The 25,764-nt window shown below is 75.8% G+C and carries 18 protein-coding genes; 5 read left to right on the forward strand and 13 right to left on the reverse strand.

What is annotated here, in order from left to right:
• Positions 1-64: 64 nt before the first annotated feature.
• From ACIOFR_RS33120 to ACIOFR_RS33135, 4 genes are all read right to left on the reverse strand, one after another.
• Entirely contained in the window at positions 65-952 is an 888-nt protein-coding gene (locus ACIOFR_RS33120) for an SGNH/GDSL hydrolase family protein (protein ID WP_401002983.1), read from the reverse strand.
• 273 nt (positions 953-1,225) lie between these two features.
• Positions 1,226-4,117 carry an FAD-binding and (Fe-S)-binding domain-containing protein gene (locus ACIOFR_RS33125; RefSeq protein ID WP_401002985.1) on the reverse strand — a complete coding sequence of 964 codons (2,892 nt, stop codon included), beginning with the start codon at positions 4,115-4,117 and terminating at the stop codon, positions 1,226-1,228.
• A 35-nt stretch (positions 4,118-4,152) separates the two neighbouring features.
• Entirely contained in the window at positions 4,153-5,142 is a 990-nt protein-coding gene (locus tag ACIOFR_RS33130) for a glycosyltransferase family 2 protein (protein ID WP_401002989.1), read from the reverse strand.
• Positions 5,143-5,322: 180 nt separating this feature from the next.
• A complete protein-coding gene (locus tag ACIOFR_RS33135; protein WP_401002991.1) occupies positions 5,323-6,093 on the reverse strand; it encodes a transglycosylase SLT domain-containing protein in 771 nt (256 codons plus the stop codon).
• A 698-nt stretch (positions 6,094-6,791) separates the two neighbouring features.
• On the opposite strand from ACIOFR_RS33135, the gene ACIOFR_RS33140 reads away from it, so the two are divergent.
• Positions 6,792-8,006 carry a metallophosphoesterase gene (locus ACIOFR_RS33140; protein ID WP_401002993.1) on the forward strand — a complete coding sequence of 405 codons (1,215 nt, stop codon included), beginning with the start codon at positions 6,792-6,794 and terminating at the stop codon, positions 8,004-8,006.
• Between the two features lie 98 nt (positions 8,007-8,104).
• Entirely contained in the window at positions 8,105-9,331 is a 1,227-nt protein-coding gene (locus ACIOFR_RS33145) for an MFS transporter (RefSeq protein WP_401002995.1), read from the forward strand.
• 18 nt (positions 9,332-9,349) lie between these two features.
• On the opposite strand, the gene ACIOFR_RS33150 is transcribed toward ACIOFR_RS33145, so the two are convergent.
• Together ACIOFR_RS33150 and ACIOFR_RS33155 are read right to left on the reverse strand one after the other, a co-directional pair.
• The gene (locus ACIOFR_RS33150) at positions 9,350-10,129 is read right to left on the reverse strand and encodes a leucyl/phenylalanyl-tRNA--protein transferase (protein WP_401002997.1); all 780 of its coding nucleotides are present in this window, start codon (positions 10,127-10,129) and stop codon (positions 9,350-9,352) included.
• Positions 10,126-13,389 carry an amino acid adenylation domain-containing protein gene (locus ACIOFR_RS33155; RefSeq protein WP_401002999.1) on the reverse strand — a complete coding sequence of 1,088 codons (3,264 nt, stop codon included), beginning with the start codon at positions 13,387-13,389 and terminating at the stop codon, positions 10,126-10,128. Before ACIOFR_RS33155 ends, ACIOFR_RS33150 begins: the two co-directional genes overlap by 4 nt.
• 291 nt (positions 13,390-13,680) lie before the next feature.
• Between ACIOFR_RS33155 and ACIOFR_RS33160 the strand changes: the two genes are divergently transcribed.
• Entirely contained in the window at positions 13,681-16,803 is a 3,123-nt protein-coding gene (locus ACIOFR_RS33160) for a putative bifunctional diguanylate cyclase/phosphodiesterase (RefSeq protein WP_401003001.1), read from the forward strand.
• Positions 16,804-16,849: 46 nt separating this feature from the next.
• Here ACIOFR_RS33160 and ACIOFR_RS33165 read toward each other — a convergent pair whose 3' ends face one another.
• Together ACIOFR_RS33165 and ACIOFR_RS33170 are read right to left on the reverse strand one after the other, a co-directional pair.
• A complete protein-coding gene (locus ACIOFR_RS33165; protein ID WP_401003003.1) occupies positions 16,850-17,191 on the reverse strand; it encodes a tetratricopeptide repeat protein in 342 nt (113 codons plus the stop codon).
• A gap of 104 nt (positions 17,192-17,295) precedes the next feature.
• Positions 17,296-17,850, reverse strand: coding sequence for a hypothetical protein (locus ACIOFR_RS33170; protein WP_401003005.1), 555 nt, complete (start codon positions 17,848-17,850; stop codon positions 17,296-17,298).
• A gap of 486 nt (positions 17,851-18,336) precedes the next feature.
• Between ACIOFR_RS33170 and ACIOFR_RS33175 the strand changes: the two genes are divergently transcribed.
• Both ACIOFR_RS33175 and ACIOFR_RS33180 read left to right on the forward strand, forming a co-directional pair.
• Positions 18,337-18,564 (forward strand): hypothetical protein, encoded by a 228-nt coding sequence (locus ACIOFR_RS33175; protein ID WP_401003007.1) that lies wholly within the window; start codon positions 18,337-18,339, stop codon positions 18,562-18,564.
• 355 nt (positions 18,565-18,919) lie between these two features.
• Positions 18,920-21,925, forward strand: coding sequence for an AfsR/SARP family transcriptional regulator (locus ACIOFR_RS33180; RefSeq protein ID WP_401003009.1), 3,006 nt, complete (start codon positions 18,920-18,922; stop codon positions 21,923-21,925).
• Between the two features lie 17 nt (positions 21,926-21,942).
• Here ACIOFR_RS33180 and ACIOFR_RS33185 read toward each other — a convergent pair whose 3' ends face one another.
• The 5 genes from ACIOFR_RS33185 to ACIOFR_RS33205 all read right to left on the reverse strand — a co-directional run bounded on the left by ACIOFR_RS33185 (position 21,943) and on the right by ACIOFR_RS33205 (position 25,547).
• Positions 21,943-22,197 carry a hypothetical protein gene (locus ACIOFR_RS33185; RefSeq protein ID WP_401003011.1) on the reverse strand — a complete coding sequence of 85 codons (255 nt, stop codon included), beginning with the start codon at positions 22,195-22,197 and terminating at the stop codon, positions 21,943-21,945.
• A gap of 182 nt (positions 22,198-22,379) precedes the next feature.
• Complete coding sequence (locus ACIOFR_RS33190; protein ID WP_401003013.1) at positions 22,380-23,669, reverse strand: lanthionine synthetase C family protein; 1,290 nt, start codon at positions 23,667-23,669, stop codon at positions 22,380-22,382.
• A gap of 179 nt (positions 23,670-23,848) precedes the next feature.
• Positions 23,849-23,974 (reverse strand): hypothetical protein, encoded by a 126-nt coding sequence (locus ACIOFR_RS33195; RefSeq protein ID WP_401003015.1) that lies wholly within the window; start codon positions 23,972-23,974, stop codon positions 23,849-23,851.
• Positions 23,975-24,211: 237 nt separating this feature from the next.
• The gene (locus ACIOFR_RS33200) at positions 24,212-24,628 is read right to left on the reverse strand and encodes a hypothetical protein (protein ID WP_401003017.1); all 417 of its coding nucleotides are present in this window, start codon (positions 24,626-24,628) and stop codon (positions 24,212-24,214) included.
• A 175-nt stretch (positions 24,629-24,803) separates the two neighbouring features.
• Positions 24,804-25,547 carry a TetR family transcriptional regulator gene (locus ACIOFR_RS33205; protein ID WP_401003019.1) on the reverse strand — a complete coding sequence of 248 codons (744 nt, stop codon included), beginning with the start codon at positions 25,545-25,547 and terminating at the stop codon, positions 24,804-24,806.
• Positions 25,548-25,764 lie beyond the last annotated feature (217 nt).

A 25,764-nucleotide genomic window follows, 5' to 3' on the forward strand; every position in this document is an offset into this window, starting at 1 on the left:
GACGGGTGGCTCCCGTCCCGGGCGGCAACGCGCGCGAGGTCAGAGCCGGGCGAGGAACGCGCTGTCAGAGCCGGGCGAGGAAGGTGTCCGCGATCGCCTGGTAGCCGGCGTCGTTGGCGTGGATGTCGCCGCGCGCCATGTTGGTCCACTGCAGCACCCGCGCCACGTTCAGCGGCACCCGGCCGGCGCCCGACGGGACCGTCGGGAAGAGGGAGTTGGTGCGGAACGCGCCGGCCACGTCGGCGGTCGGCACCCCGTGCGCGGTGTCGACGGTCCCGATGACGGCGTTCAGCAGATCGGCCAGCGGGAGCGACAGCAGCGCCGTGGCCCGGCCCTGGTCGCCGGTGGGCCAGGCGGCCAGGTAGGGGTCGTAGAGGTTCATCCCGATGATCCGGGTGTGCGGGCCGGCCGCGGCCCGCAGCCTGGTCAGGACGGTGTCGAGACCGTGCCGGACGGTGTCCACGCCGGCCAGCGTGCACGGGACGTCGATCGAGCCGCCGGCGGTGCAGTGGCCGATGTCGTTGGCGCCGATGTCCAGGGTGACCAGCACCCGGTCCCCGTGGTGGGCCCGCAGGTAGCTCTCGGCCTCGGCCAACTGCGGCCCGGAGTACGGATGGGGGTAGGGGCAGCCGCCGTCGATCATGGTGGCCGTGGACTCGCCCGGGCAGCCGAGGCCGGTGAAGGCGAACGGCTGACCGGCCGCCGCCGCTCGGCCGCCGAGGACCTTGGCGATGTCCTGGGCGTAGCCGCGGCCGACCACGTGGCCGCCGTCCGGGGTCGACTGGTACCCGGCGGCGAGCGAGTCGCCGAGGGCGAGGTAGTGGGTGGGGGTGCGGCCGTCCGCGACGGGGGCCGCCGACGCCGTCGAGGCGCCCGCCAGGCCGAGCACCGAGGCGGTGAACAGCAGGGCCGCGAGGAGGAGTTCGAGCCTGACGGACAGGGCTGGACGCATACGGACCTCCAGGGTGGGCCGGCCTTGGGGGTGGCTCGGCCCGGTGAGGCTACTGCGCGGTAGCCCCGCTGCCCAGGGGTCTCGCGCGGGCTTTCTCGGCACCGTCGACCGGGCCGGGCTCACCGACCTCGGGCGCGACCCCACGCCCGGCACCCCGGCGGGCGTCCGAGCCCGGGTACGGGACCCGCGGCAGGCGGCGATGGATCCCGGGGACGCCCGGCGGGCGTTCGGCGGGACGCCCCGTCCGCCCGGCGCCCGACCTTTCGGACGGGCTCAAGCACCCTCCGCCGCGCCGGGGTCGGGATTCGGACCGGCCGGCGGGCGGTCCCCCTCGCGCAGCGCCCGGCGGAGCAGCTCGGCCAGGTGCAGCGGCCGCCTGCCGTCGCCGAGCTGGCTGATCTGGATGCGGCAGCTGAGGCCGTCGGCGAGCACCACGGTGTCGGGGTCGGCGGCGCGTACGGCGGGCATCAGGACGCGTTCGGCGGCGGCCACCGAGACCTCGTAGTGGCCGCGCTCGAAGCCGAAGTTGCCGGCCAGGCCGCAGCAGCCCGAGTCCAGGACCCGGTTGTCCAGGCCGATGCCGGCCTCGATCCGCCGGTCGGCGGCGGTGCCGAGGACGGCGTGCTGGTGGCAGTGCACCTGGGTGACCGCCCGGCCGCCCAGGTGCGGCAGCTCGACCCCGGCGCCGTCCAGGAACTCCGCCAGCGTGCGCACCCGCTCCGGCAGCCCGCCGGCCGCGGTGCCGAGCAGCCGCGGCCACTCCTCGCGCAGGGCCGCCGTGCAGCTCGGCTCCAGCCCGACCACCGGCAGGCCGGCGGGCAGCGCGCGCAGACTGCGCCGCATCACCCGCCGGGCGAGCCGGAGCTGCCCGGTGGAGATCAGGGTGAGTCCGCAGCAGACCGGCCCGTCGGGCAGCCGGACGGCGAACCCCAGCGCCTCCAGCACCTCCACCGCCGCCCGGGCGGGTGCCGGGTCCAGCAGGTTGGACAGGCTGTCGGGCCAGAGCAGGACGGGCTGCGCGCCGACGGGTTCGGGGTGCTGGGCGCGGTAGCGGCGGAACCAGGCGGCGAAGGTCCGCTCCGGCAGCGGCGGAAGGGCCCGGCGGGGGTCGATCCCGCCCAGCCGTTTCAGCGCGGCCCCGGTGCGGGGGTGCCGCATCAGCCGGTTCGCCAGGCGCGGGGCGAGGGCCGCGCCGCGCAGCCAGAGCGGCAGCCAGCCCATCGACAGGTGGGCGGCCGGGCGCAGCCGGTGCCGGTAGTGCTGGTGCAGGAACTCGGCCTTGTAGGTGGCCATGTCGACGTGGACCGGGCAGTCGCTCGCGCAGCCCTTGCAGCCGAGGCAGAGGTCCAGCGCCTCGCGGACCTCCTCGGAGCGCCAGCCGTCGGTGATGACCTCGCCGCGCAGCATCTCGGCGAGCAGCCGGGCCCGGCCGCGGGTCGAGTGCCGCTCCTCGCCGGTGGCCATGTAGCTCGGGCACATCACCCCGCCGGTGGTGTCGACGCACTTGGCGACGCCCACGCAGCGGTGCACCGCCTTGAGCAGGCTGCCGTCGTCCTGCGGGTACGGCAGGGCGAGCGGCAGGTCGCGGCCGGGGAAGCGGAGGTCGGCGTCGAACGGGCGGGGGTCGACCAGCGAGCCGGGGTTGAGCAGGTCGTCCGGGTCCCAGATCCGCTTGAACCGCCCGAACAGGTCGATCACCTCCGGCGGGTACATCCGGGGCAGCAGCTCGGCGCGGGCCTGCCCGTCGCCGTGCTCGCCGGACAGCGACCCGCCGTGCGCGACCACCAGGTCGGCGGCCTGCTCCAGGAACGTCCGGAACCCGCCGAGCCGTCCGGGGTCGGTCAGCGGCCAGTCCAGGCGCAGGTGCACGCAGCCCTCGCCGAAGTGCCCGTACGGGACGCCGCGCAGGCCGTGCCGCGCCAGCAGGGCGCGCAGCTCGCGCAGGTACCCGCCGAGCCGCTCGACGGGCACCGCCGAGTCCTCCCAGCCGGGCCAGGCCTCGCCGCCGTCGGGCAGCCGGGTGACGATCCCGGCGCCGGCCTCCCGGACACCCCACAGCTGGCGCTGCTCGCCGGCGTCGGTGACCACGGCGGTGGTGGCCCGCGGTGCCCGCCGTACGGCGGTGGCCAGCGCGTGGGCGGCCTCCAGGGCCTCCGCGGGGGTGCCGCCGCCGGCCTCCAGGAAGAGCCAGCAGCCGCCCTCGGGCAGGCGGTCCAGTGCGGGCGGACGCGGGCCGGCCGCGAGCAGGGCGGCGATCAGGTCGGCGGCCATGCCCTCGACGGTGAGCGGGCCGAGCGGCAGCAGGGCCGGGACGGCGTCGGCGGCCGCCGTCTCGTCCGGGTAGCCGGCCACCACCAGCACCCGGGCCGGCGGGGACTCCACCAGCCGGAGGGTCGCGCCGAGCACCAGCGCGCAGCCGCCCTCGGTGCCGGTGAGGGCCCGTACCAGGTCGTAGCCGCGCTCGGGCAGCAGCGCGTCCACCGGGTACCCGGAGGTGCGGCGCGGCAGCCGCGGCATGCCCTGCCGGAGGGTGGTGAGGTTCCCGGCGGCCAGGTCCTGGAGGGCCCGGTGGAGTTCGCCCTCGCGGCCGGGGCGGCGGCGCAGCTCCGCGCGGGCGGCGGGCGGGAGCGGGCCGGTGACGGTGAGTTCGGTGCCGTCGGCGAGCAGCAGGTCGAGCGACTCCACGTTGTCGCTGGTGCGGCCCCAGGCGACGGAGTGCGCGCCGCAGGAGTCGTTGCCGATCATGCCGCCGATGGTGCAGCGGGTGTGCGTGGAGGGGTCCGGGCCGAAGCGCAGCCCGTACGGGCGGGCGGCCCGCTGGAGGTCGTCCAGGACGACCCCGGGTTCGACCCGGGCGGTACGGGTGCCGGGGTCGACCGAGTGGATCCGGTTGACGTGGCGCCTCAGGTCCAGCACCACCGCGCCCGGGCCGATCGCCTGGCCGCCGATGCTCGTCCCGGCGCCGCGCGGCACGACCGGCACCCCGAACTCCCGGCACAGCGCCAGCGCGGCGCGGACGTCCTCGGTGTCGGCCGGCTTGACCACGCCGAGCGGCAGATGGCGGTAGTTGGACGCGTCGTAGCCGTACACCGCGCGCTCGGCGGTGCCGAAGCGGACCTCGCCGCGCAGGGCGGCGGACAGGGCGTGCGCGAGACCGGTGGCCATGACCAGATCATCGCAGGGGCCGCGGCCCCCGGGGCTCAGCGGCGGCCGACGGCCCCGCGGGCGAGGTGCGAGAGCTTGGCGACCTCGAACGCCGCGTACGCCCCGCTCGCCAGCAGCGAGAACTTGACCCCCTCGCGGCCGTCCGGCCGCCGGTAGCCCTGTGGCAGGAAGCGCCGGTAGTGCTCGGCCGCGCGGTGGAAGAACTGCGGCCGTTCGGCCCGCGGAACGCAGCCCGCGAGGTCGAAGACGAACAGGTAGTGCCGGATCATCCGGGTGAACAGGTGCGGTCGCACCGCTTCGTGGCCCGGCCGCCCGTCCAGCAGCCCGAAGCTCTGCTCGTACTGCTGGAAGACGTCGAAGTGGCTGCTGCCGGGCGAGCCGGTGGGGTGCACGGTGTGCCGGCGCCGGATGGTGACGCACTCGCGGTCCAGCACCGCCACCCGGGTGGCGGCCAGCAGCGCCCCGTGGACGGCCGGGACCTCCTCGTACTGCCCGTCCGGGAAGGCCGGGACGGTGCCGCGCCGCAGCAGGCGGTCCCAGACCAGCGGGGGAGCGCTGAGCAGTTCGGGCCGCTCCAGCGGGCCGAACACCTCCGGCCCGGCCGCGGCGAGCAGCTCGGCGGCGCCGCCGGGCCAGCGGCGGCCGCGGTGCTCGCGGTCGTGGCCGAACAGCAGCAGGTCCACCTCGCCGGTCTCCGCCAGCCGGTCGGCCATCGCCTGGAAGGCGTCCGGCGCCACCAGGTGGTCGCTGTCCAGGAAGAGCAGGTACCGGCCGGTGCCGCGGCCCGCCCCGGCGTTGCGGGCGCGGCCGATGCCGACCGAGGCCTCCAGCCGCAGCACCGAGACCCGGGGGTCGCGGATCTCGTACGCGTCGGCGACCCGCTCCGGGCACTCCGGGGAGCGGTCGACGACCAGCACCACCTCGAAGTCCCGGAAGGACTGCGCGAGCAGCGCGTCCAGGCAGTCCTTGAGCTGCTGGTGGTGGTCGAAGGCGGGGAGCACGACGGTGATGAGCGGTGGAGCCATGGCCGGGAGGCTAAGCGGCGGACCGGCCCCGGGCAAAGGCCGGAAGTCAGGCGAAACCGGTCAATCAGGGTCATAGGTCAGCGCAGCTCCGCGATATCTTCACCGTGTGCTTACGGTCGGTACGCCGACGGGCGGCCGGCCCCGCGGAACGGGGGGCGGCCGCCCGGTGGGAGCTACCGATCAGTACCAGTTGTGGGCCTGCCAGAACGCCCACGCCGCGCACGGGCTGCCGTAGGTCTCGTTCATGTACTGCAGGCCCCACGTGATCTGGGTGACCGGGTTGGTCTTCCAGTCGGCGCCCACCGAGGCCATCTTGGAGCCCGGCAGGGCCTGCATCAGCCCGTACGCGCCCGAGGACGGGTTGGTGGCCGTGACGTTCCAGCCGCTCTCGTGCTCCACGATGTTGCTGAAGCACTGCAGCTGCCCGGCGGGGACGAGCTGGGCCGCGATCTCCTTGGGCGAGCCGGTGGGCACCGGTGCGGCCAGCGGGCTGCGCGCCTGGGAGCGGGACGCCGCCTCGGCCTTGGCGCGCGCGTCGGCGTCCGCCTTCGCCTTCGCGGCGGCCTTCGCCCGGGCGTCCGCGTCCGCCTTGGCCTTGGCGTCGGCGGCCGCCTTCGCGTCCGCCGCGGCCTTCGCGTCGGCGTCGGCCTTCGCCTTGGCGTCCGCATCGGCCTGCGCCTGCGCGGCCGCGGCGTCGGCGGCGGCCTTGGCGTCCGCGTCGGCCTGCGCCTGGGCGGCGGCCGCGGCGTCGGCGGCGGCCTGGTCGGCGAGCTGCTGCGCGGGCTGGGCGGACTGCGCGGCCACGGTCTGCGGCGCGGCGGCCTCGGCGACCTTGTCGTCCTGCGGCAGCGCCAGCGCCAGGGTCGCGGAGCCCGCCACGGCGAGGGTCGCGACGCCGGCGATCAGGGCGGTCCGCCGGTTGCGCGGCATTCGGTGCTTGGGGTGCTGCATGGGGAGGACCTCTTCCGTCGGGCGGGGCCGCGTCGGGCACACGGGTATCGCGGGACGTGTTCGGGGAACGGGCTCGCGAGCCGGGTCGGACGGCCGTGGCACCCCCGTCGGTGGACCGGGGCGGGCGGGCGGCGTGGCGTCCAGGAGGGCCGTCGCCGCCCGGCGACGGCACATTCTTGGCAGACCCGCGCGGCGGTGGCAACGAGCTGAAAACTATCGCCGGTCGTAGTCACGGCGGGGCGCCCGGACGGTCCACGGGCGCGCCGGGAGGGTTTACCCGGCCGTTACATCCGCCAAACCATTTCCTCCCCGCCGCCCGGAACTTCTGGCCTGACCAGGGCCGATGGACCCGACTTCGCGGGTCCTCGGCCCCCACACCCGGCGCGGGCGCGCCCTCACGCTCCGGCATCAACTATCGGCGGCAGTAGTCCCCGCGGCCGGTGTGGCGGGCCTCACAGGTACCGCCGCGGAGGTTCGCCGTGCGGTGACCGTTCGACTACGGAGCGGCCATCGCGGCCACCGCCTCGCCCGCGGAGCGGCCACCGCCTCGCCCACGGCCGCCGATGTCCGCCGGCGTCCGCCGCCGCCCGGCGGCGTCCCGTGGAGTGCTCGTACCGGTCCGCCGGACCGCAGGCGGGGCGGAACCGGAGGCCGACCCGGCGGCGGGGGCCGGGCGGGGTGGGACGGATACTGGCGCGATGGTGATCGTTCTCGTCCTGCTGCTGGGTCTCGGCGGCGTCGGCCTTGCGCAGTGGTACCTCTGGCGGCGGCTGGTGCGGGACGTGTCCGCGCCGGGCGGGTGGTACCGGCGGGTCGGCACGGTGCTCGCGGTGGTGCTGCCGCTGCTGAGCGTCGGCGCGCTGGTGGGTGGGCGGCTGCTGCCGCTGGGCGTGGAGCGGTGGTTCGCCTGGCCGGGCTTCCTGTGGCTGGCGCTGATGCTGTACCTGGTGCTCGCGCTGGCGGTGGGGGAGGCCGTCCGGCCGCTGCTGATGCGCCTGCCCCGGCGGGCGGGCGCGGTGGCGGTACCGGACCCGGGCCCGGCGCCGGACGGCGTCCCCGGGACCGCCCGCGAGGGTACGGCGGCCGATCCGGGCCGCCGGCTGCTGGTGGCCCGGTCGGTGGCGGTCGCGGCGGGCGGCGCCGCGGCGATGGTGGTCGGCGCCGGGATGTACGGGGTGCTCCGCGGGCCGTCCCTCAAGCAGGTGACCGTGCCGCTGGCCAAGCTGCCGCGCCGGGCGCACGGCTACCGGATCGCCGTGGTCAGCGACATCCACCTCGGTCCGATCCTGGGCCGCGCGCACACCCAGCGGATCGTGGACACCATCAACCGCGCCCAGCCGGACCTGATCGCCGTGGTGGGCGACCTGGTCGACGGCACGGTGCCCGAGCTCGGTCCGGCCGCCCTGCCGCTGGCTCAGCTCCGGGCCCGGGACGGGGCGTTCTTCGTCACCGGCAACCACGAGTACTTCTCCGGTGCCGCGCCCTGGGTCGAGTTCGTCCGCGAGCTCGGCATCCACCCGCTGGAGAACGCCCGCACCGAGTTGCCCTGGTTCGACCTCGCCGGGGTCAACGACATCCAGGGCACCGCCGAGGGCCAGGGCCCGGACTACGCCAAGGCGCTCGGTGACCGGGACCGCGCCCGCACGGCCGTCCTGCTGGCGCACCAGCCGGTCACCATCCACCAGACCGTCCGGTTCGGGGTCGACCTCCAGCTCTCCGGGCACACCCACGGCGGACAGCTCTGGCCCGGCAACTACCTTGCCGAGCTGGCCAACCCGACCGTCGCCGGGCTGGAGCGGTACGGCGACACCCAGCTCTACGTGACCCGCGGCGCGGGCGCCTGGGGGCCGCCGGTGCGGGTGGGGGCGCCGTCGGACATCACCATTGTCACGCTGGCCTCGACGACGGCCTGACGGACCGTGGGCGGCGGTGCACGGCCGCCGCTCCCGGAGTCGTCTCGACATGCAGAACGATCTGTCTCACATCGCGGCACCGGCGGTAGGGTCCCGGCATGGACCAGGAGCGCGCGCACCGCAGGTGGCTGATGCTGGGACTCGGCACCGCCGGGCAGACCGCCAGCACCACGGTGCTCTACGGGCTGCCGTTCCTGGTGCCGGCCCTCCGGCGGGAGTTCGGCCTGTCCCTGCCGGCCGCCGGCGTCCTGGTGTCCTGCCCGGTCTTCGGGATCCTGCTCGCGCTGGTGGGCTGGGGCCTGGTCGCCGACCGCTTCGGCGAACGGATCGCGCTCGCGGCGGGGTTGCTGCCGGCCGCGGCGGCGATGGCGGTGGCGGCGGACGCGGACGGCGTCCGGGCCCTGGGCGCACTGCTGGTGGTGGCCGGGGCGACCGGCTCCTCGGTCAACTCGGCGTCCGGACGGCTGGTGATCGGCTGGTTCCCGCCCGACCGGCGGGGTGTCGCGATGGGGGTCCGGCAGGCCTCGCAGCCGCTGGGGACCGCCCTGGCCGCCGCGGTCCTGCCGCCGATCGCCGCCGCCGCGGGCCTGGGCGCGGCGCTGCTGTTCTGCGCCGGGCTGTGCGCCGTGGCGGGCACCGCCATCGCGGTCCTCGCGCAGGACCCGCCCCGGCCCGCCCCCGCCGCGGCCGGCCCGGCCCCCGCGCCGTACCGGGGCGCCTACCTGTGGCGGCTGCACGCGGTGGCCGCGCTGCTGTGCGTGCCGCAGTTCGTCGTCACGGGCTTCGCGCTGGTCTTCCTGATCGACGCCCGCGGCTGGTCGCCGGGCCTGGCCGGGACCGTCCTGGCGGTGGCCAACCTGACCGGCGCCGGGGTGCGGCTGCTGGCCGGCTGGTGGTCCGACCGGGTGGGCAGCCGGGTACGGCCGATGCGGGTGCTGATCCTGGCCACCGCCGCCGACCTCGGGCTGCTGGCCCTGGGCGCGGCCCGGGACTCGGCCCTCGGTACCGCCGCGCTGCTGCTGGCCGCCGGGCTGACCGTCAGCACCAACGGCCTGCACAACACCGCCGTCGCCGAGTACGCCGGGCCGCGCTGGGCCGGCCGTGCGCTGGGCGTCCACGGGGTGGGCCAGCACGGTGCCATCGTGCTGGTCCCGCCGCTGGTCGGCGCCGTCATCACCGGGCACGGGTACCCGCCGGCCTTCGCGGCCGCGGCCGCCGTCCCGCTGCTGGCGGCCGCGGCGCTGCCCGCCGAGCGCGCCCCGGCGGTGTCGTGGACCGCGCCGGCCGGCGGGCCGGATCCGCAGCCCGCGGCGGCGGGCGGCTGACGCCGGCGCCGCGCGGCATCAGGCCGTGACGAGCCGGCCGGCCGGCAGCAGGTCGGTGGCCGGTGCGCCGACGGGCGGGCCGGAGCGCAGCAGGTCCAGGTAGTCCTGCCGGGGGAGGGGTCGGGCGCCGAGGCTGCGGATGTGCGGGCTGTCCCACTGGGCGTCCAGCAGCCGCCCGCCGACCGCGCCGAACCGCGCGGCCAGGTCGGCGACCGCCACCCGGGAGGCGTCCGGCCGGCGGTGGAACATCGAGTCCAGGCTCAGCACCGGCCCGGCCCGGACGCCGAAGGCGCCGCCCACCAGCTCCGCGCCCTGCCAGACCTCGATGCTGTGCGCCCAGCCCCGTTCGTGCAGGGCGAGCAGGCTCCGCCGGAGCTCCTCGGTGAGCCAGCGCGGCTCGCGGTCGGCGGCACACTGGCCGACCACCCGGCCGAAGTCGCGGTCGACGCTGGTCGACCAGTCCAGCCGGTTGCGCAGCCGCCGGGCCAGCCGGCGGCCCAGCCGGGCCTGGCCGGGGAGCAGTACCGGCCGCGGGTCGGGCGACCACCAGGCGACCTGGTACGGGAGGTCGCGGTCGCTGCCGGGTACCGCGATCGCCCCGGCGGCGACCCGTTCCTCGTACAGCGCCTCGTTCATCCAGCGGCCGTAGTCGTCGGCGGCGGGCATCGGGAACAGGCCGGCCCGGTAGGCGGCCAGCAGGCTGTCGGGGCCCACGTCCGCGCAGAACGCGGCCGGCGCGTCGGCCGGGGCGGCCGCCAGTTCCAGGGTGTGCCACCAGTCGGTGGTCCGGCTGGTCATGCCGCCGGCTCCAGGTACCCGGTGGCCTCCAGCCGGTCCAGGTAGAAGTCCAGCAGCCGGGCGTCGACCGGCGGGATGTCGATGCCGCTGCCGGCGAGCGCCCGGTCGGCCCGGTCGCGGGTGAACAGCGGGAACGTCGGCCGGAAGTACATCTCGCTGATCGACATCCCGGCCCCGGCCGGGCGGTCCACGAACAGCGGGACGAACGGGGTGATCGGGTGCTCGGGGTGCCCCGCCGCGTACCCGACCAGGCGGTGGACCCATTCCTGGTAGGGCAGTTGCTCGGTCCGTCGGCCCCTGGCGCGGACCCGGTCGGTCAGGGCGGGGAGCATCGCCGGGTTGGGGTTGGTGAGGTGGTAGACCTGCCCGGTGGCCGGCTGGTCGGTGGCCAGGTGGGCCAGTGCGCGGGTGAAGGAGTCGGCGGGCACGAAGTCCAGTTGGAGTTCGACGTCGGGGAACTCGCCGGTGTCGGTGAAGTACTTGATGAGCGCGCAGAGTTCGGTGCCGAGGTTCATCGTGCCGGTGGTGAGGTCGCCGGTGACGTCGTTGACCCGGTAGACCGAGACCGGCAGCCCCGCCGCGGCGGCGTTGTGCAGCAGCGCCTCGGCGACCCACTTGCTCTCCACGTAGCCGACCGAGAGGTGCTCGGCGTGGTCGAGCGGGGTGTCCTCGTCGAGCACGGGGACGCCTGCGAGGCCGAAGCCGGCCAGCACGGCCATGGTGGACACGTAGTGCACCGGGATGGCCCGGGAGTGGCCCGCGAGCCGGATCACCTCCCGGGTCCCGGCCACGTTCGCGGCCCTCAACTGGTGGTACGGGTAGAGGAAGTTGACCTGCCCGCCGAGGTGGTGGACGGCGTCCACGCTGCCCGCCAGCTGCTCGAACCGGGTCCGGTCCAGGCCCAGCAGCGGTTCGGCCAGGTCGCCGACCAGCGGGCGGACCCGGGCCGGGTCGAGGTCCCGGCGCAGGAAGCGCTGCTGGGCCGCGCGGATCCGTTCCAGCGCGTGCTCCGGGTCGGGGGCCCGCACCAGGCAGTGCACCTGGGCGTCGGTGGTGGCGAGCAGGGTGTGCAGCAGGTGGGCGCCGCAGAAGCCGGTGGCGCCGGTCAGCAGGATCTCCGCGGGCTGCTCCGGCCGGGTCGCGGCCGGGTCGATCCGCCGTACCGGGACGCCGAGTTCGGCCTCGCCGGTGAAGTCGATCCGCTGGCCGGCCGGCTGCCTCGCCGGGGCGCCCGGGCTCTGGCGGACGGAGTGCAGGGCGGCGGTGAAGGCGCCCAGGGTCGGGTCGGTGAGCAGCGCGCGGGTGAGTTCGCGGACCCGGTCGACGCCGATGCCGAACATGATCCGGGCGCGGGCGAGCATCTCCATCGCCAGCAGGGAGTTGCCGCCCAGGGCGAAGAAGTCGTCCTCGGCGGCCACGGTGTCCACGTCCAGCAACTGGGCCCAGAGGTACGCCAGTCCGTGTTCGGCGGCCTCGCTGCCGCGCCGCCCGCCGTTGCGGCCGGCACGCTGTCCGTTGCCGCCGTTGGTCACGCCCCCGGCGACGCGGGCGGTGGACCGGCCGGCCTCGGCCAGCACCTGCCGGTCGATCTTGCCGCTGGGCGTCACCGGCATCCGCTCGACCGCGACGAACGCGGCCGGCACCAGGTAGTCCGGCAGCCGGGCGGCCAGGAACTCCCGGAAGTCGGGCCCGCTGCCCTCGCCCGGGGTGTAGAAGGCGGTCAGTGCCTTGGCCCCGGCGATGTCCTCGGGCGCGAGGACCTTGGCCTGACCGACCGCCGGGTGCTCGGTCAGATGGGACTCGACCTCCGCCGGGTCCACCCGGAAGCCCCGGACCTTGACCTGCTCGTCCGTCCGGCCGAGCAGTTCGAGGTTGCCGTCCGGGCGCCAGCGCGCGGAGTCGCCGGTGCGGTACATCCGGGTGCCGGCGTCACCGGCGTACGGCTCGGGCAGGAAGCGCTGGGCGGTGAGGCCGGGCTGGCGCCAGTAGCCGCGGGCCAGGCCCTGGCCGCCGAGGAAGACCTCGCCGCGCTCGCCGGGGGGCACCGGTCGCAGGGTGTGGTCGAGGACGTGGACGAAGGTGCCCAGCAGGGGGCGGCCGACCGGCACCGGCGCGTGCGCGGGCGAGGCCAGCATGCCGGGCAGGATCTCGCACACCGTCGAGGTGATGCCGGCCTCGGTCAGCCCGTAGGCGTTCATCAGCCGGGCGGTGGGCATCCGGCGCAGGCTGGCGCGGCAGTCCTCGGCGTGCACGGTGTCCCCACCGATGATCATCAGCCGCAGGGACGCCGGCGGGCGGGCGCCCTCGGTGAGCAGGTCAAGGAAGCGGTGCCAGTACGTGGGCGTCAGATCGGCGACGGTGATGCCCAGTTCGAGGATCCAGTGGGCGAGTTCGATCGGCGCCCAGGTGCTGCGGCCGCCGAGGACCACCGCCGAGCCGCTGAGCAGCGGGGCGAAGATCTGCTCCAGCGAGGTGTCGAAGCCCAGCGCACCGAGTTGCAGCACCCGGTCCGCCGGGCCGAGCCCGAACGCCTCGGCCGCCCGGGAGACGGTCAGTGCCATCGTCCGGTGGCTGACCGGGACGCCCTTGGGCACCCCGGTGGTCCCCGAGGTGTAGACCATGTAGGCCAGGTCCTCGGGCACGGTGGTGTTCGGCGGGACGGAGACCGTACCGCCGGGGCCCCGGTAGTCCGCCGCGAGGATCACCGGCAGGCCGAGCCGTCCGTGCTGGTCACTGCTGGTCACCGCGAGCGCGGCGCCGGCGTCCGAGACCAGCTGGCGCAGCCGGTGGGCGGGGTGCGCGGGGTCCAGCGGGAGGAACGCGCCGCCCGCCTTGAGGACGGCGAGCAGCGCGGTCACCATGTCGGCGTCGCGTTCCAGGCAGACCGGGACCACCGAGTCGGCCACCACGCCGGCGGCCCGCAGGGCGTGCGCGAGGCGGTCGCTGCGGCGGTCGAGCTCGCGGTAGCTGAGCCGCTCGTCGTCGCCGATCACCGCCGTCGCCGACGGGGTGCGGGCGGCCTGCCGGCGGAAGAGCCCGTGCACCGTGACGCCGCCGCACCGGCGGCTGACCGGTCTCAGGTCGGTCCAGCGTTCGGCGACCGCGTGCAGGCACTGGGGGAGGGGTGCGGGCCCGGCCACGGGCTGCCAGCCCGCCGGGACGGGGAGGTCGTCCGGCCACAGGGCGTGCACGGCCTCGTCGTTGATGAGCACCTGGTACGGCCCGGACTGCGGCTGTGGGGTGCGGTTCGGCTGGTCCACCGGCCTGACCTCGGGAGTGTGGAGACAGAAGGACGGCGGCTGGTGCTCCGCCCGGCCACCGACGCGAACACGACGCTGAGCCGGCACGCGGTGAGCTGCTGCGATCCGGCCTGTCCGCTGCGGACCTCGGCCGGCCCCGATACCTTCGACTATAGGCACCCGAATGGCCTTGGGTATCATTGAGACGCATTGTCACGGAGCCGCTGGGCTCCCTGCCTCCGCGTCGCCGGCGGCCAACTCTCGTGCATCGACCCCTCCAGAATCCGCCACGGCGCGAAGGAGGTAGCTCGGTTGACGCGTCGAAGACAACGACTGATGGCCTGTTACCTGGGCTGGATGGCCGTTCTGACCGTCGTGTACTACCAGAATCCGGACGAACGGATCATCTGGTGGACGGGCATCGGTCTCACCGGTGTCGCGGCCATCGTGGTCGGCACCCGACTGAACCGGCCCGCCCACCCGCAGTACTGGTACGTGCTGGCGCTCGCGAACCTCAGCTTCACGGTCGGGGAGATCGCCCAGGTCATCCAGACCGAGTACCTGGCCCAGTTCGATTTCCCGTCCATCGCCGACGGCTTCTACCTCGCCGAGTACCTGCTGTACGCGGTGGGCGTCTCCGGCTTCATCCGCTGGCGCACCGCCCAGCAGGACCGCGGCAGCCTGATCGACGCGCTGATCCTGACCGTGGGCCTGGCCCTGCTGGCCTGGATCTACCTGATCGTCCCGTACGAGCGCAACCCGGACCTCAGCTGGTTCCAGAAGGCCGTCTCGATCGCCTACCCGCTCGGCGACATCCTCATCCTGGCGATGCTGATGCGGCTGCTGGTGCCACGCGGGGGCAAGAGCAAGGCCCTGTGGCTGCTGGCCTTCGGCACGCTCGGCATGCTGGTCGCCGACGTCGCCTACGGGCTGATCCAGCTGCACGGCGTGTGGCGGATCGGTAGTCCGGTCGACCTCGGCTGGGCGGTGTTCTACTGCGCCTGGGGCGCGGCGGCGCTGCACCCGTCCATGGTCGAGCTGACCCGGCCGATCCCGGCCCAGCAGCTGGACATCTCCGGCGGCCGGCTGGCGCTGCTCGCCGCGGCCTCGATGATCGCGCCCGCGATGCTGCTGATCGACCTCTCGCGCGGCGACGCCAGCCACGCGGGGGTGATCGCCACCTTCTCGGCGGTGCTCTTCCTGCTGGTCCTGGCCCGGCTGGGCGGGATCGTCCTGGTGCACCGGCACGCCGTCGCCCGCGAACGGGCACTGAGAGTGGCCGGAGCGTCACTCACCAGGTCGGTGGACTTCGAGGAGGTCTCCGACGCGGTGCAGGCCGCCGTGTCCGCGCTGATGCCCACCCCGCCCGGTCACGTCGCGCTGCTCGGCGTGCGGGCCGACGGGAAGCTGTGGGTGCGGCAGGGCGAGATCGAGACGGTGCTGCGGGTGCCGCCCGACAGCGAACTCCAGGAGAGCCGGCTGCTTCCGGCGGAGGAGCTCGGCGGCGGCCTGGAACGCCGCTTCGGCGGGCTGTCGCACGCCCTGATCTGCCCGCTCGCGCTGGAGAACCGGCCGATGGGCGAGCCGCTGATCGGCGTCCTGATCGTCGGCGGCAGCGAGCACCAGCTCGCCGCGCTCTGGGGCACCCTGGACATCCTGGCGGCCCAGTCGGCGCTGGCCGTCGAGCGGGTGATGCTCAGCCGCGAGGTCAACCAGCGCAACAGCGAGGCGTACTTCCGCACCCTGGTGCAGAGTGCCTCGGACGTGATCCTCATCCTCACCGCCGAGGACGACATCCGGTACGCCAGCTCCTCGGCGCAGCGGGTGCTGGGCTACTCCAGCCTGGAGGGCGTCCGGCTGAGCGAGCTGATCCCGCCGGAGGAGGGCCACCGGCTCCACCAGGCGCTGGCCCGGATGCGGACCAGGGAGCAGGCCGAACAGCGCGAGCACTGGCGGCTGCTGCGCAGCGATCGCAGCGTGATCGAGGTCGAGGTGCGCTGGAACGACCTGCGCGAGGACCCGACCGTCGGCGGTCTGGTGCTGACCCTGCGCGACGTGACCGACCAGCGGCAGATGGAGCGCGAACTGACCCACCGGGCCTTCCACGACTCGCTGACCGGACTGGCCAACCGGGTGCTCTTCCAGGACCGGGTCGGGCACGCGCTCACCCGCAGTGAGCGCCGCGGCACCGTGATGGGCGTGCTCTTCCTGGACCTGGACGACTTCAAGGTGGTCAACGACACCCAGGGCCACGCGATCGGCGACGAGCTGCTGGTCGCGGTCTCGCTGCGGGTCTCCACCGCGCTGCGCACGTCGGACACGGCCGCCCGGCTCGGCGGCGACGAGTTCGCCGTGCTGGTCGAGGACGCGCTCTCGCCCGCGGACGTGGGCTCCACGGCCGACGCCGTGCTGAACGCCTTCGAGGAACCGTTCCGGCTGAGTTCGGGCACCGTCCGGGTGGCCGCGAGCGTCGGGGTGGCCACCACCGAGGACAGCGTGGACGCCGCCGAGCTGCTGACCCACGCCGACCTGGCGCTGTACTCGGCCAAGGCCTCCGGCAAGCGTCAGTGGTGCCGGTACCAGCCGGCTCTGCAGGCCGGCCTGGTGGAGCGGCACGAGCTCAACGAGAGCCTGGACGACGCGATCGCCGAGTCCGCCTTCGCGCTGTACTACCAGCCGATCGTCGACCTGGCGGACGGCGGGCTGGTGGCCTTCGAGGCCCTGGTGCGCTGGCCGCACGAGCGGCGTGGCATGGTGCTGCCGGAGGAGTTCATCTCGCTCGCCGAGGAGAGCGGGCAGATCGTGCCGCTCGGCGCCTGGGTGCTGGAGCGGGCCGCCGCCGAGGCGGCGGCCTGGCAGCGGTCCACCTCGGCCCGCCGGGGCGCGGAGGGGCGGCGCCCGCTGCGGGTGAGCGTCAACGTGTCGGCCCGGCAGTTCCGGGACGCCGGCTTCGTGGACATCGTCCGCAACGTGGTCCGGCACAGCGGCATCCAGCCCGGCACGCTGATCCTGGAACTGACCGAGAGCGTGCTGATGCGCCGGGACGAGCGGGTGCGCACCGACATGGAGGCGCTGCGCGAGCTCGGGGTGCGGATCGCGATCGACGACTTCGGCACCGGGTACTCCTCGCTGAGCTACCTGCGGGAGTTCCCGATCTCGGTCCTCAAGATCGACAAGTCCTTCATCGACGGGCTCGGGCTCTCCCAGCAGCAGTACGCCCTGGTGGAGGGCATCACCCGGATCGCCGACACCCTCGGCGTCCAGGTGATCGCCGAGGGCATCGAGAACGCCGTGCAGCGCGACCTGCTGGCGGCCATGGGCTGCCCGCTCGGCCAGGGCTACCTGTTCGCGCGGCCGCTCCCGGCGGAGCAGGCCGGCGCGCTGGTGCGCGACGACGCCCGGCCCGCCAACCTGCGGTCGGCGGGCGGGTCCTGAACCCGCCCGCCGTCCGCCGTGTCGTCCTTCGTCGCGCGCGGCGGCCTCAGCCGGCGGTGTCACCGCCGAGCGCGGCCGCCAGCTTCAGCGAGGCCTGCGCCTCGGCCGCGCGGCCCTGCCGCTGGAGGGTGCGGCCGAGCATCAGGTGGGCGTACTGCTCCACCGGGTCGAGCGCGATCACCTCGCGCAGCCGCTCCTCGGCGCGCCGCAGCTGGGCGGAGTGGTAGTAGGCACGGGCCAGCAGCAGCCGCGGCGCCACCTGGCCCGGGGCCTCGGCCACCACGTCCGTGAGGATCCGGGCGGCCTCGGCGTACTGCTTGGACTCGAAGAACAGCTCGGCGCGGGCCCAGCGCTCCGTGGTGGTCTCCTCGCGGTGGACGGTGTTCACTGCGGCTCCCTTCGGGTGGTCGTGGTGTCTGCGATTGGTTGAACATTCACCTTTCGCTCGGCATTCCCGCCCGCCCCGCGCTGCGGTCCGCCCCCCCGCGACCGTCAGTCCCGGACGAAGAACAGCTCCAGCCGGACGGTGCCCACCTGCCCCTCGCCGTCCTCGTGGGCGCGGATGATCCGGGGGTCGTAGGCGGGGAAGAACTCCGGTGCGACCTCCGGCACCCCGGGCGCCACCCGCCGGGCCAGTTCGGCGCTGCGGACCGGGTCGGCGGCGCAGCCCCGGCAGGCCGCCGCCGAGCCCCACACCAGCACCAGCGCCGCCCGGCGGGACCGGTAGGGCCGGATGCCCCGGCGCAGTTGCTCGGCCAGGTCCGCCGCGGCGGCCGGTGAGCCGCCCAGCAGGGCGTCCGGATCGACGTGCGCGACCACCGACTCGCTCTGCGGGTCCAGGCTCGCGGACGAGGCGCCGTGTGGTGGCGCGGGCGGTGGCGGTCCTGCCGGGGCGGTGGCCCGGTCCGGCCCGGCGGCGGTGCCGGCGGACGGCAGTGCGGGCACCACCTCGGTGCCGAGCACCACCACGAGCAGCATCAGCAGGACGTCGGCGAGCAGCCAGCCCGCCAGCCGGGGCAGCGTCAGGCCGCCGCCACCGGGCCTCATCCGGCGCTCCCCGCGCCGTCGGCCGCCGGGTTCCGGCGGGGCGGTGGCGGGCCCGTGCCGGCCGGATGTGCTCGCGGCGCGTCCCGGCGCGCCGCTGGAAGTCCCCACTGGTGTCACAACTCCAAGGAAAAGGTGTGGTGTTGGTGCGGGCCGGCGCGGCACCGCCCCCCGGGGTGCCCGGCCCGGGCGCCGGCCCGGAACGGTGATCAGCATGCCATGGCCCGCGGGTCGGAAAACCGTCGAACGGACGAATCGGAGGATGATTTTCCGTCCCCCGCCGGCCCGGCCGCCGTGACCTCAAGTTCATGTCAAATCCCTTGGCATCCATGGGAATTGAGGAGAGCGGCGAAACCGGAACCCAACTCCCCGGTAGCCGGACCGGCCCGACGGGGCGGCGTGTCCAACACACCCGCACGGCCCAAGATCCCGGGCCCGGCGAGTGCGGAACCCTACTGTCGCCGTGACATCGTCGAGGAAGGGAACACCATGAACCGCACCTGCAAGCTGATGCTGGTCCTGGCTGCCGCCGCGGGCCTGGCGGGCGGCCTGCCCGGCGTCGCCGTGGCCGACATCGACTACGACAACACCACCGCCCCGTGGGCGATCGTCCTCGGCGACGGCAACCAGCTCGCCGGCGACGACATCTTCAATGTGGGCCGCGACAACACGGTGGGCTCCTACAACGGCGACGGCAGCCCGGTCGACGCCGGCTGACCACCCCGCCGTACGGCACGCGGCCCGCGGGGCCGCACCGCGGAGCGCAGGAGGGTGCAGCGGGGCCCCGCACAGCACGGGGCGGTGCCGACAGTACAGGGCCGTGCGGAACCGACCGCCGGAACGGGAACCCGTTCCGGCGGTCGGTGCGTGCGCCCGCCGGGCCCGCCTCACCCGCCGGGCCCGCCGGCTGCGCATAGCACACCGGCCACGGTCGTGATGTCCCCATCCCGGGACCTCGGCGCCGCCCCGGACCCGCCGGTCAGGGGGATGTTCGCGCACGGCGGACCGTCGATAATTCCCTGTGCATGATCGGCAGTTCGCACGCCGGTCGGCGGCGACGATGGGGTGACGGATGGTGGGGGAACTGCGGTTCGAGGTGCTCGGGCCGATGCGGGTGTACCGGGGGGACGACCGGCTCGGGGTCGGCGCACCGCAGCAGCAGGCGATGATGGCGGTGCTGCTGCTGCGTCCCGGCCGCAGCGCCGGTGCCGCCGAACTGACCGGGGCGCTCTGGGGGGAGGAGCCGCCGGCCGCGGCGATCACCACGCTGCGCACCTACGCCTGGCGCTGGCGCAAGATCCTGGAGCGGGACCGCTCGGCGCCCGGTGTCCTGGTGTCGGTCGGCGACGGGTACCGGCTGGTCCTCCCGAAGCCCGGCCTCGACGTGCAGCGGGCCGAGGAGCTCGCCGCCCGGGCGGCCCGGGAGCGGGCGGCCGGCCGTCCGGCGCAGGCCGCGGCGCTGCTGCGGGAGGCGCTCGCACTGTGGCAGGGTGAGCCGCTGGCCGCCGTCCCCGGCCCGTTCGCCGAACGGCAGCGGGCCCGGCTGGAGGAGCTGCGCGTCGCACTGCTGGAGGACCGGCTGGAGCTCGACCTCCAGCTCGGCCGGCAGGCCCGCGCCGTCCCCGACCTGCGGCTGCTGACCGCCGAACACCCCCTGTGGGAGCGCCCGTACGGCCTGCTGATGCGGGCGCTGTGCCAGGTCGGGCGGCAGGCCGACGCGCTGACCGTGTTCCGCGAGGCGCGCGGCCTGCTGGTCGACCAGGTCGGGCTGGAACCGGGTGCGGAGCTGACCGCCCTGCACCAGCGGATCCTCGCGGGCGACCCGGAGCTGACCGCGGCCCGGCCGCCGGCCGCGGTGGTGACCGCCGGGCCCGGGGCGGCTGACGCCGCCGGCGCGGCACAGGAGGACCCCGGCCCGGCCGAGGCGATCCCCAGACCTGCCCAACTCCCCTGCGCCCCGGCCGACTTCACCGGGAGGTCCGACCTGGTCGGCCGGCTCGCCGACGCGCTGCTGCGGCCCGCAGGCGGCGGCCCGGCGGTCGTCCTGGTGGCGGGCATGGGAGGGGCGGGCAAGACCGCGCTCGCCCTGCACACCGCCGACCGCGTCCGGTCCGCCTTCCCGGACGGGCAGCTCCACGCCGACCTGCGCGGCACCGACCACGACCCGGCCGAGCCCGGGCACGTGCTGGCCGGGTTCCTGACCGCGCTCGGCCTCGCGCCGGAGGCCGTACCGCCGGAGGCCGAGGCCCGGGCGGCGCTGTTCCGCTCGATGTCCGCCGGGCGGCGCCTGCTCATCGTGCTGGACAACGCCCGGCACGCCGCACAGGTGCGCCCGCTGCTGCCCGGCCCCGGCGAGTGCGCCGTCCTGGTCACCAGCCGGCCCCGGCTGGCCGGTCTGCCCTGCTGCCTCCAGGCCGACCTGGGCGTCTTCGAACCCGCCGAGGCCCTGGACCTGTTCGGCCGCGTGGTCGGGGCCGAGCGGGCGGCCGCCGAGCGGACCGCGGTCGGTGACCTGGTCGCCACCTGCGGCCACCTGCCGCTCGCCGTCCGGATCGTGGCCGCCCGCCTGGCCGCCAGGCCGAGCTGGACCGTCGAGCTGCTGGCGGCCCGGCTGGCCGACGAGCGCCGCCGGCTCAGCGAACTGCGCGCCGGCGACCTCGCCATCGAACCGGTCTTCGAACTCGGCTACCGGCAGCTCCCGTCCGACCAGGCCCGGGCCTTCCGCCTGCTGGCGAGCGTGGACGGTCCGGACATCGGACTGGCGGCGGCCGCCGCCGCGCTGGGCGCGGACGAACGGCAAGCCGAGGACCTGCTGGAATCCCTGGTCGACGTCGCCATGCTGGAGTCCCCCGCCCCCGGCCGCTACCGCTTCCACGACCTGCTCCGGGCCTTCGGCCGCCAGCACGCGCGGGCCCACCGCGAGGACGTCCGGGACGCCCTGGCCCGGCTGCTCGACCTCCAACTGGCCACCGCCTGCGCGGCGTTCCGGCACGCCGTGCCGGGCGACCCGACCGCCGGCGCGCTCGGGCCGCCGCGCACACCCGGCCCGGCCTTCGCCGACCTCGCGGCGGCCCGCGCCTGGGCGGACACCGAGTCCGAGGGCGCACTGGCGCTGGCCGCACAGGTCGCCGCCGACCACGACGGGGACGGGGGCGGCGGAGACGGGGGCGGGGAGGGCCCCGGCGGGGATGCGCTGCGCTCCGCGATCGACCTGCTGCTCGCCCTCAGCCCGTTCCACCAGGACACCCGCTACGGCCAACTCGCCCCCACCGGACGGCTGCTGGCCCAGGCCGCCGGACGCCGCGGCGACCGCCGGGCGGAGGGCAGGGCCCGCTTCCTGTGCGGAACGACAGCCCTCAAGGACACCCGGCTCGCCGAGGCCGAGCACGAGGCCCGGCTCGCCGTCCTCGCCTGCCGGGAGGCCGGGGACACCGCCGTCCTGCGCCAGGCCCTCAACGACCTCGGCCTGGTGGCCCAGCTCCTGCGCCGCCACGACGAGGCGATCCGGAGCTTCGACGAGGCGATCGGCCTGGCCCGTGAGCTCGGCCACCGCTCGGGCGAGATCGCGACCACCGTCAACGCGGCCCTGGCCCGGGTCCGCAGCGGCCGGGCCGCCGAGGCCGTCCCCGCCTGCGAGGGCGTCCTGCCGGGCCTGCGCCGGCTCGGCGACCAGCCCGGAACCTGCTACGCGCTGTACGTGCTCGGCCTCGCCCTGCACGCCACCGGCCGGTACCAGGAGGCGGTCCTGCGCTACGGCGAGTGCCTGGAGATCGCGACCGCCGCGGGGATCCGCCAGCGGGTCGCCCACGCCCGCTACCGGATGGCCGACACCCTGCGCGTCCTCGGGCACCACCGGGAGGCCCAGACCCAGGCGGAGGCGGCGCTGCGGCTGTGCGAGGACCTCGGCTCGGACCGGGACCAGGGCCACGCCCTGGTGGTGCTGGGCCGCACGCTCGCCGAACGCGGCCGGGCCGAGGAGGCCAGGACCAGACTGCTGCGCGCCTGCGCGCTGTTCGCCCGGCTCGGGCTGCCGGACGTCGCGGACGTCGAGGAACTGCTCGGCGGCCTGGCGGCGTAGCGCGCCTCGGGCCGGACTCAGGACCCGGTGCTGTTCCAGGTCGGCCCGATCGGGTTCGCCGCCGTGGTGCGGGAGGTGCCGGCCGCCGGCTGGGACGGGGTCAGCAGGCCGGTGTCGGCGATGGCGGCGGTGCCGAGTGCCAGGCCGGCGGCCAGGACCGCCACGGCGGTCCACCGGGTGTCGGCGTCCGAGCGGCGGGCGGTCGTACGGACGGGCGTGGTCCGGGTCCGGGCCGTGCGGCGGGCGGGGGTGCGGCGAGCGGAAGGCCTCATGTCGGGCTGCCCTTCGGTGGAGCGGACGTCGTGTCGGGAGCCAGTGTGCGGAGCCGCGTTCGACGCCCGATCAACAACCGATCACCGAGCCCGCTGGCGAGCCGCGCCGCGGGGGCGGCGGTGCCGTCGGCGACGTCCCGGTGCGTGGCCGCGTGACCCGCGTGGCCGCGTGACCGCGCGGGTCAGGCCAGCAGCAGGGCCCGGTCCCACCCGGTCGCGGGGGCCGTGTCGGCGGCGAAGGTGTGCAGGGCGAGGGCGGCGCCGGCCGCGCCGGTCAGGAACCCGGCCGGATGCTCCTCCGGGTCGCGTCGCCCCGGGCCGGCGGCGAAGCCGAACGGGCCGCTGCGGTCGACCAGGTCCAGCAGCCGGCCGGCGACCCACGGCACCCGCGCGGTGAGTCGGGGGTCGCCGCTGTCGCGGGCGGCACGCCAGGTGGTCTGGAGCAGTCCGGCCCAGCCGTGGCAGAGCCCGGCGTCGTCGAGCGGCGCCGAGCGGGGCCGCTCCAGTCGGGTCAGCGCGTCGCCCAGGGCGGCCACGCCGGCGTCCCGCCAGGGCCGCACGTCCAGGGCGATGCCGGCCAGCTGGAGGCTGCGGGCGATGCCGGGACCGCCGTAGCACCAGGAGGGGCGGCCGGCCCGGCCGTCCTGCGCCGGGTCCAGGGAGAGCTGGCCGGGCCACCAGATACCGGCGGCGTCCTCCTCGGCGCGGTCGCACAGCCACCGGGCGAGCGCGGTGATCGCGGCCCGCTGGCCGGGCACCCGGATCCCCTGGCGCCAGGCGAGCGCGAGCAGGGCGAGCGGTCCGGGCACCCCGTGCGCGGCTCCGAGGTTGGCGTGCCCCTCGGCCGGCGGGACCGGGCGGTAGGTGGTGGCGTCCTGCGCCACCCACCAGCCGGGCAGCTCGCGGCCGCCCGCCCGGACGGGCAGGGCCAGATGGGCCAGGGTGGCGAGCACCTGGGCGGTCGGTCCGGGCCGGTCGAGCTCCAGCAGGTGACCGCCCATCCCGGCGAGACCGGAGATCGTGTCGTACCCGGCCAGGGTGGTGCAGGAGCGGCCGCCCGCGATCCGGGCCTGCTCGCCGTCGGCCCGCCGCACCGCCAGGGTCGAGACCTGGTCGGCGAGATGGGCGCGAGCCCCGGCATGGCTGTCCGGCGACGGCGCGGCGCGGTGCAGCGCGAACGACAGGGCCGCGACCGGCCCGTACAGGCCCTGCGGCCCCGGGGCGGGCGGCTGCCCGGGCTGGCTGGCGAGGTCGGCGGCCCGCGCCAGCCAGCGCAGGGCGGCGGTGCGGTGCGACGGGTCCCGGTGGGCCAACTCCGCGTGCAGCAGGGCGATTCCGGGTGCGCCGTCGCTCAGGCTGCCGGCCCGGAAGGCGGACGGCGGCGGCCCGTCGGGTGTCTCGACGGCCTTCGGGTCGGCCAGCCGCCGGGCGGTGGCGGCGACCACCAGGGCGGCCCGCTCCCGGAGGCTCACCGGCCGGCCCCGCCGCGGTCCTCGGCCGGCCGTTCGGTGCCGGCCGGGGCCGGGGTCCGGGGGGCCGGCGCGCACCGGACGGTGGACGGGCCGGGGGCGGTGCCGCCCCGGGGGGTCGCGGGTGCCTCCATCGGGATGCTGCCTTCTCCTCGGTGCCTTCTCCTCTGCCGGACCGGTCGTCAGACGGTGGTCCTGCGGATGTACCGGCAGGAACCGGTCGCCGTCGGGTCCTCGGCCGGCTCGCCCTCGGCGGGGACGGGGATCTCGCCGGGGTCCGGCTCGGACGGCTCGTCAAGGTCGATCATGGTGGCTCCTCGGATCGAGGCCGCGCCCCCGTCCGCGGCGGCGGCCTCCGGGGGTTCCCGGGCGGCCGGGACCACCTTAGGAAGCGCCGATCGACCGACGATCGACGCCGGATCACCGCCGCTTCGACGGCGCGCTCGGCCCCCGGGCACGACGACGGCCGGCCGGATCCGGGGGGATCCGGCCGGCCGGTGGGAAGTGCTGCGGTCGCCGTGGGCGGTGACGGAGGGCGGTGGGGGTCAGGCGGTCCAGGCGGCCGGTCCGGTGGGGGCCGTCGCGCAGAGCCGGAAGGTGAGCAGGCGCCCGTCGTCGTCCGAGACGGCGAGCTGGACGCGGGCTCCGATCGGCACGGCGCCGGGCAGACCCCCGATCACGCCGGCCTGGACGGTGAAGCCCTCGTCCAGGGCCACCAGGTACGGGCGGCCGGGGTAGAGGCCCCGACGGGTCGGGCGCAGCAGCCGCCGGACGGTGCCGGCGCCGGCGCTGAGCTGCTGGACGAGGTCGGCGGAGCCGCAGACCGTGCAGAGCAGGCAGCCCGCGGGCATCGCGGAGCGGCACCAGTGGCACAGGTGGTAGCGCAGGGCGGCCTCGCCGCCGGTGCCGGCCGGCGGTGCGGTGATCAGCCCGGTGGGTGCCAGGGCGGTGAGCGGTGTCATCGCGCACCTCCGCGGAACGCCGACGACCAGTTGCCAGTGCTGACCATGTCCGGCTCCTTCCCGGTGGATGCTGCTCAGGAAGATATGGCACTCAGTGCCCCGTGTAAAGGCACTGAGTTCCCTCCGTGGGCCTGCCGCCCGTCCGGGGCGTCCGGCGGCCGCGGCGGTGACGCGCTCAGCCGTCCAGCGCGGACTCGACGCCCTGCACCACCCGCCACATCGGGGTGCCGCGCCGGGCCACCAGGACCACCACGTCCTCGGCGGGCGCCGGGCCGTCCCCGCCGTCGGGTCGCGGCTGCCCGCTCCAGGTCCCGACGACGAACTCCAGCGCCCGGTCGACGGCCTCCCGGACGTCACCGGCCCCGCCCGAGCGCAGCCAGGTGCGCAGCGCGTGGTTGTGCGCCGCGACCACGGCCGCGGCCACCACGTCGGCCCGCAGCGCCCCGTCGGACCGCGCCGAGTAGCGGGCCCGGAGGTGGGCGGCGAGCGTGCGCTCGTAGCGCCAGACGACGGACAGCTCGTGGATCCGAAGCGTGGGGACCTTCCGGGTGAGCAGGTAGCGCTCGACCGAGAAGGTCGGGTTGGCCGCGTACATCCGCAGCACCAGGCGGGCCGCGTCGCACACCTGGACCACCGGGTCGCCGCCGTCGCCGCAGTCCTCCAGGAAGGCGGTCATCTCGGCCAGCGCGCCCTCGTGGTCGGGGAAGACCACGTCCTCCTTCGAGGGGAAGTAGCGGAAGAACGACCGCCGGCCGACGCCCGCCAGACCGGTGATGTCGTCGATGGTGGTCTGCTCGAACCCGCGCTCCAGGAACAGCCGGAAGGCCGCCTCGATCAGGGCGTCCCGGGTGGTCGGCCTCCCGCTGGCCGCGCCCGCACCCGCGCCCTGGACCTGTTCCTGCTCCCGCACCTCGCTCATGGGTGGACGGTAGCACCGCCGGAGGGCCGGAATGCCGCCCGGAGGGTGGCCGGACGGCACTGAGTGTGCATAATCAGGGGTACTGAGTGCCACACCTTAAGGAGCATCCCCATCATGAGTCAGGACTTCGACCTCTTCCGGCTCAGCGAGGAGCACGAGATGCTCCGTGAGGCGGTGCGTTCGTTGGCGGAGGCGAAGATCGCTCCGTTCGCGGCGG

It is taken from the genome of Kitasatospora sp. NPDC088346 (assembly GCF_044740765.1).
GTDB lineage: Bacteria > Actinomycetota > Actinomycetes > Streptomycetales > Streptomycetaceae > Kitasatospora.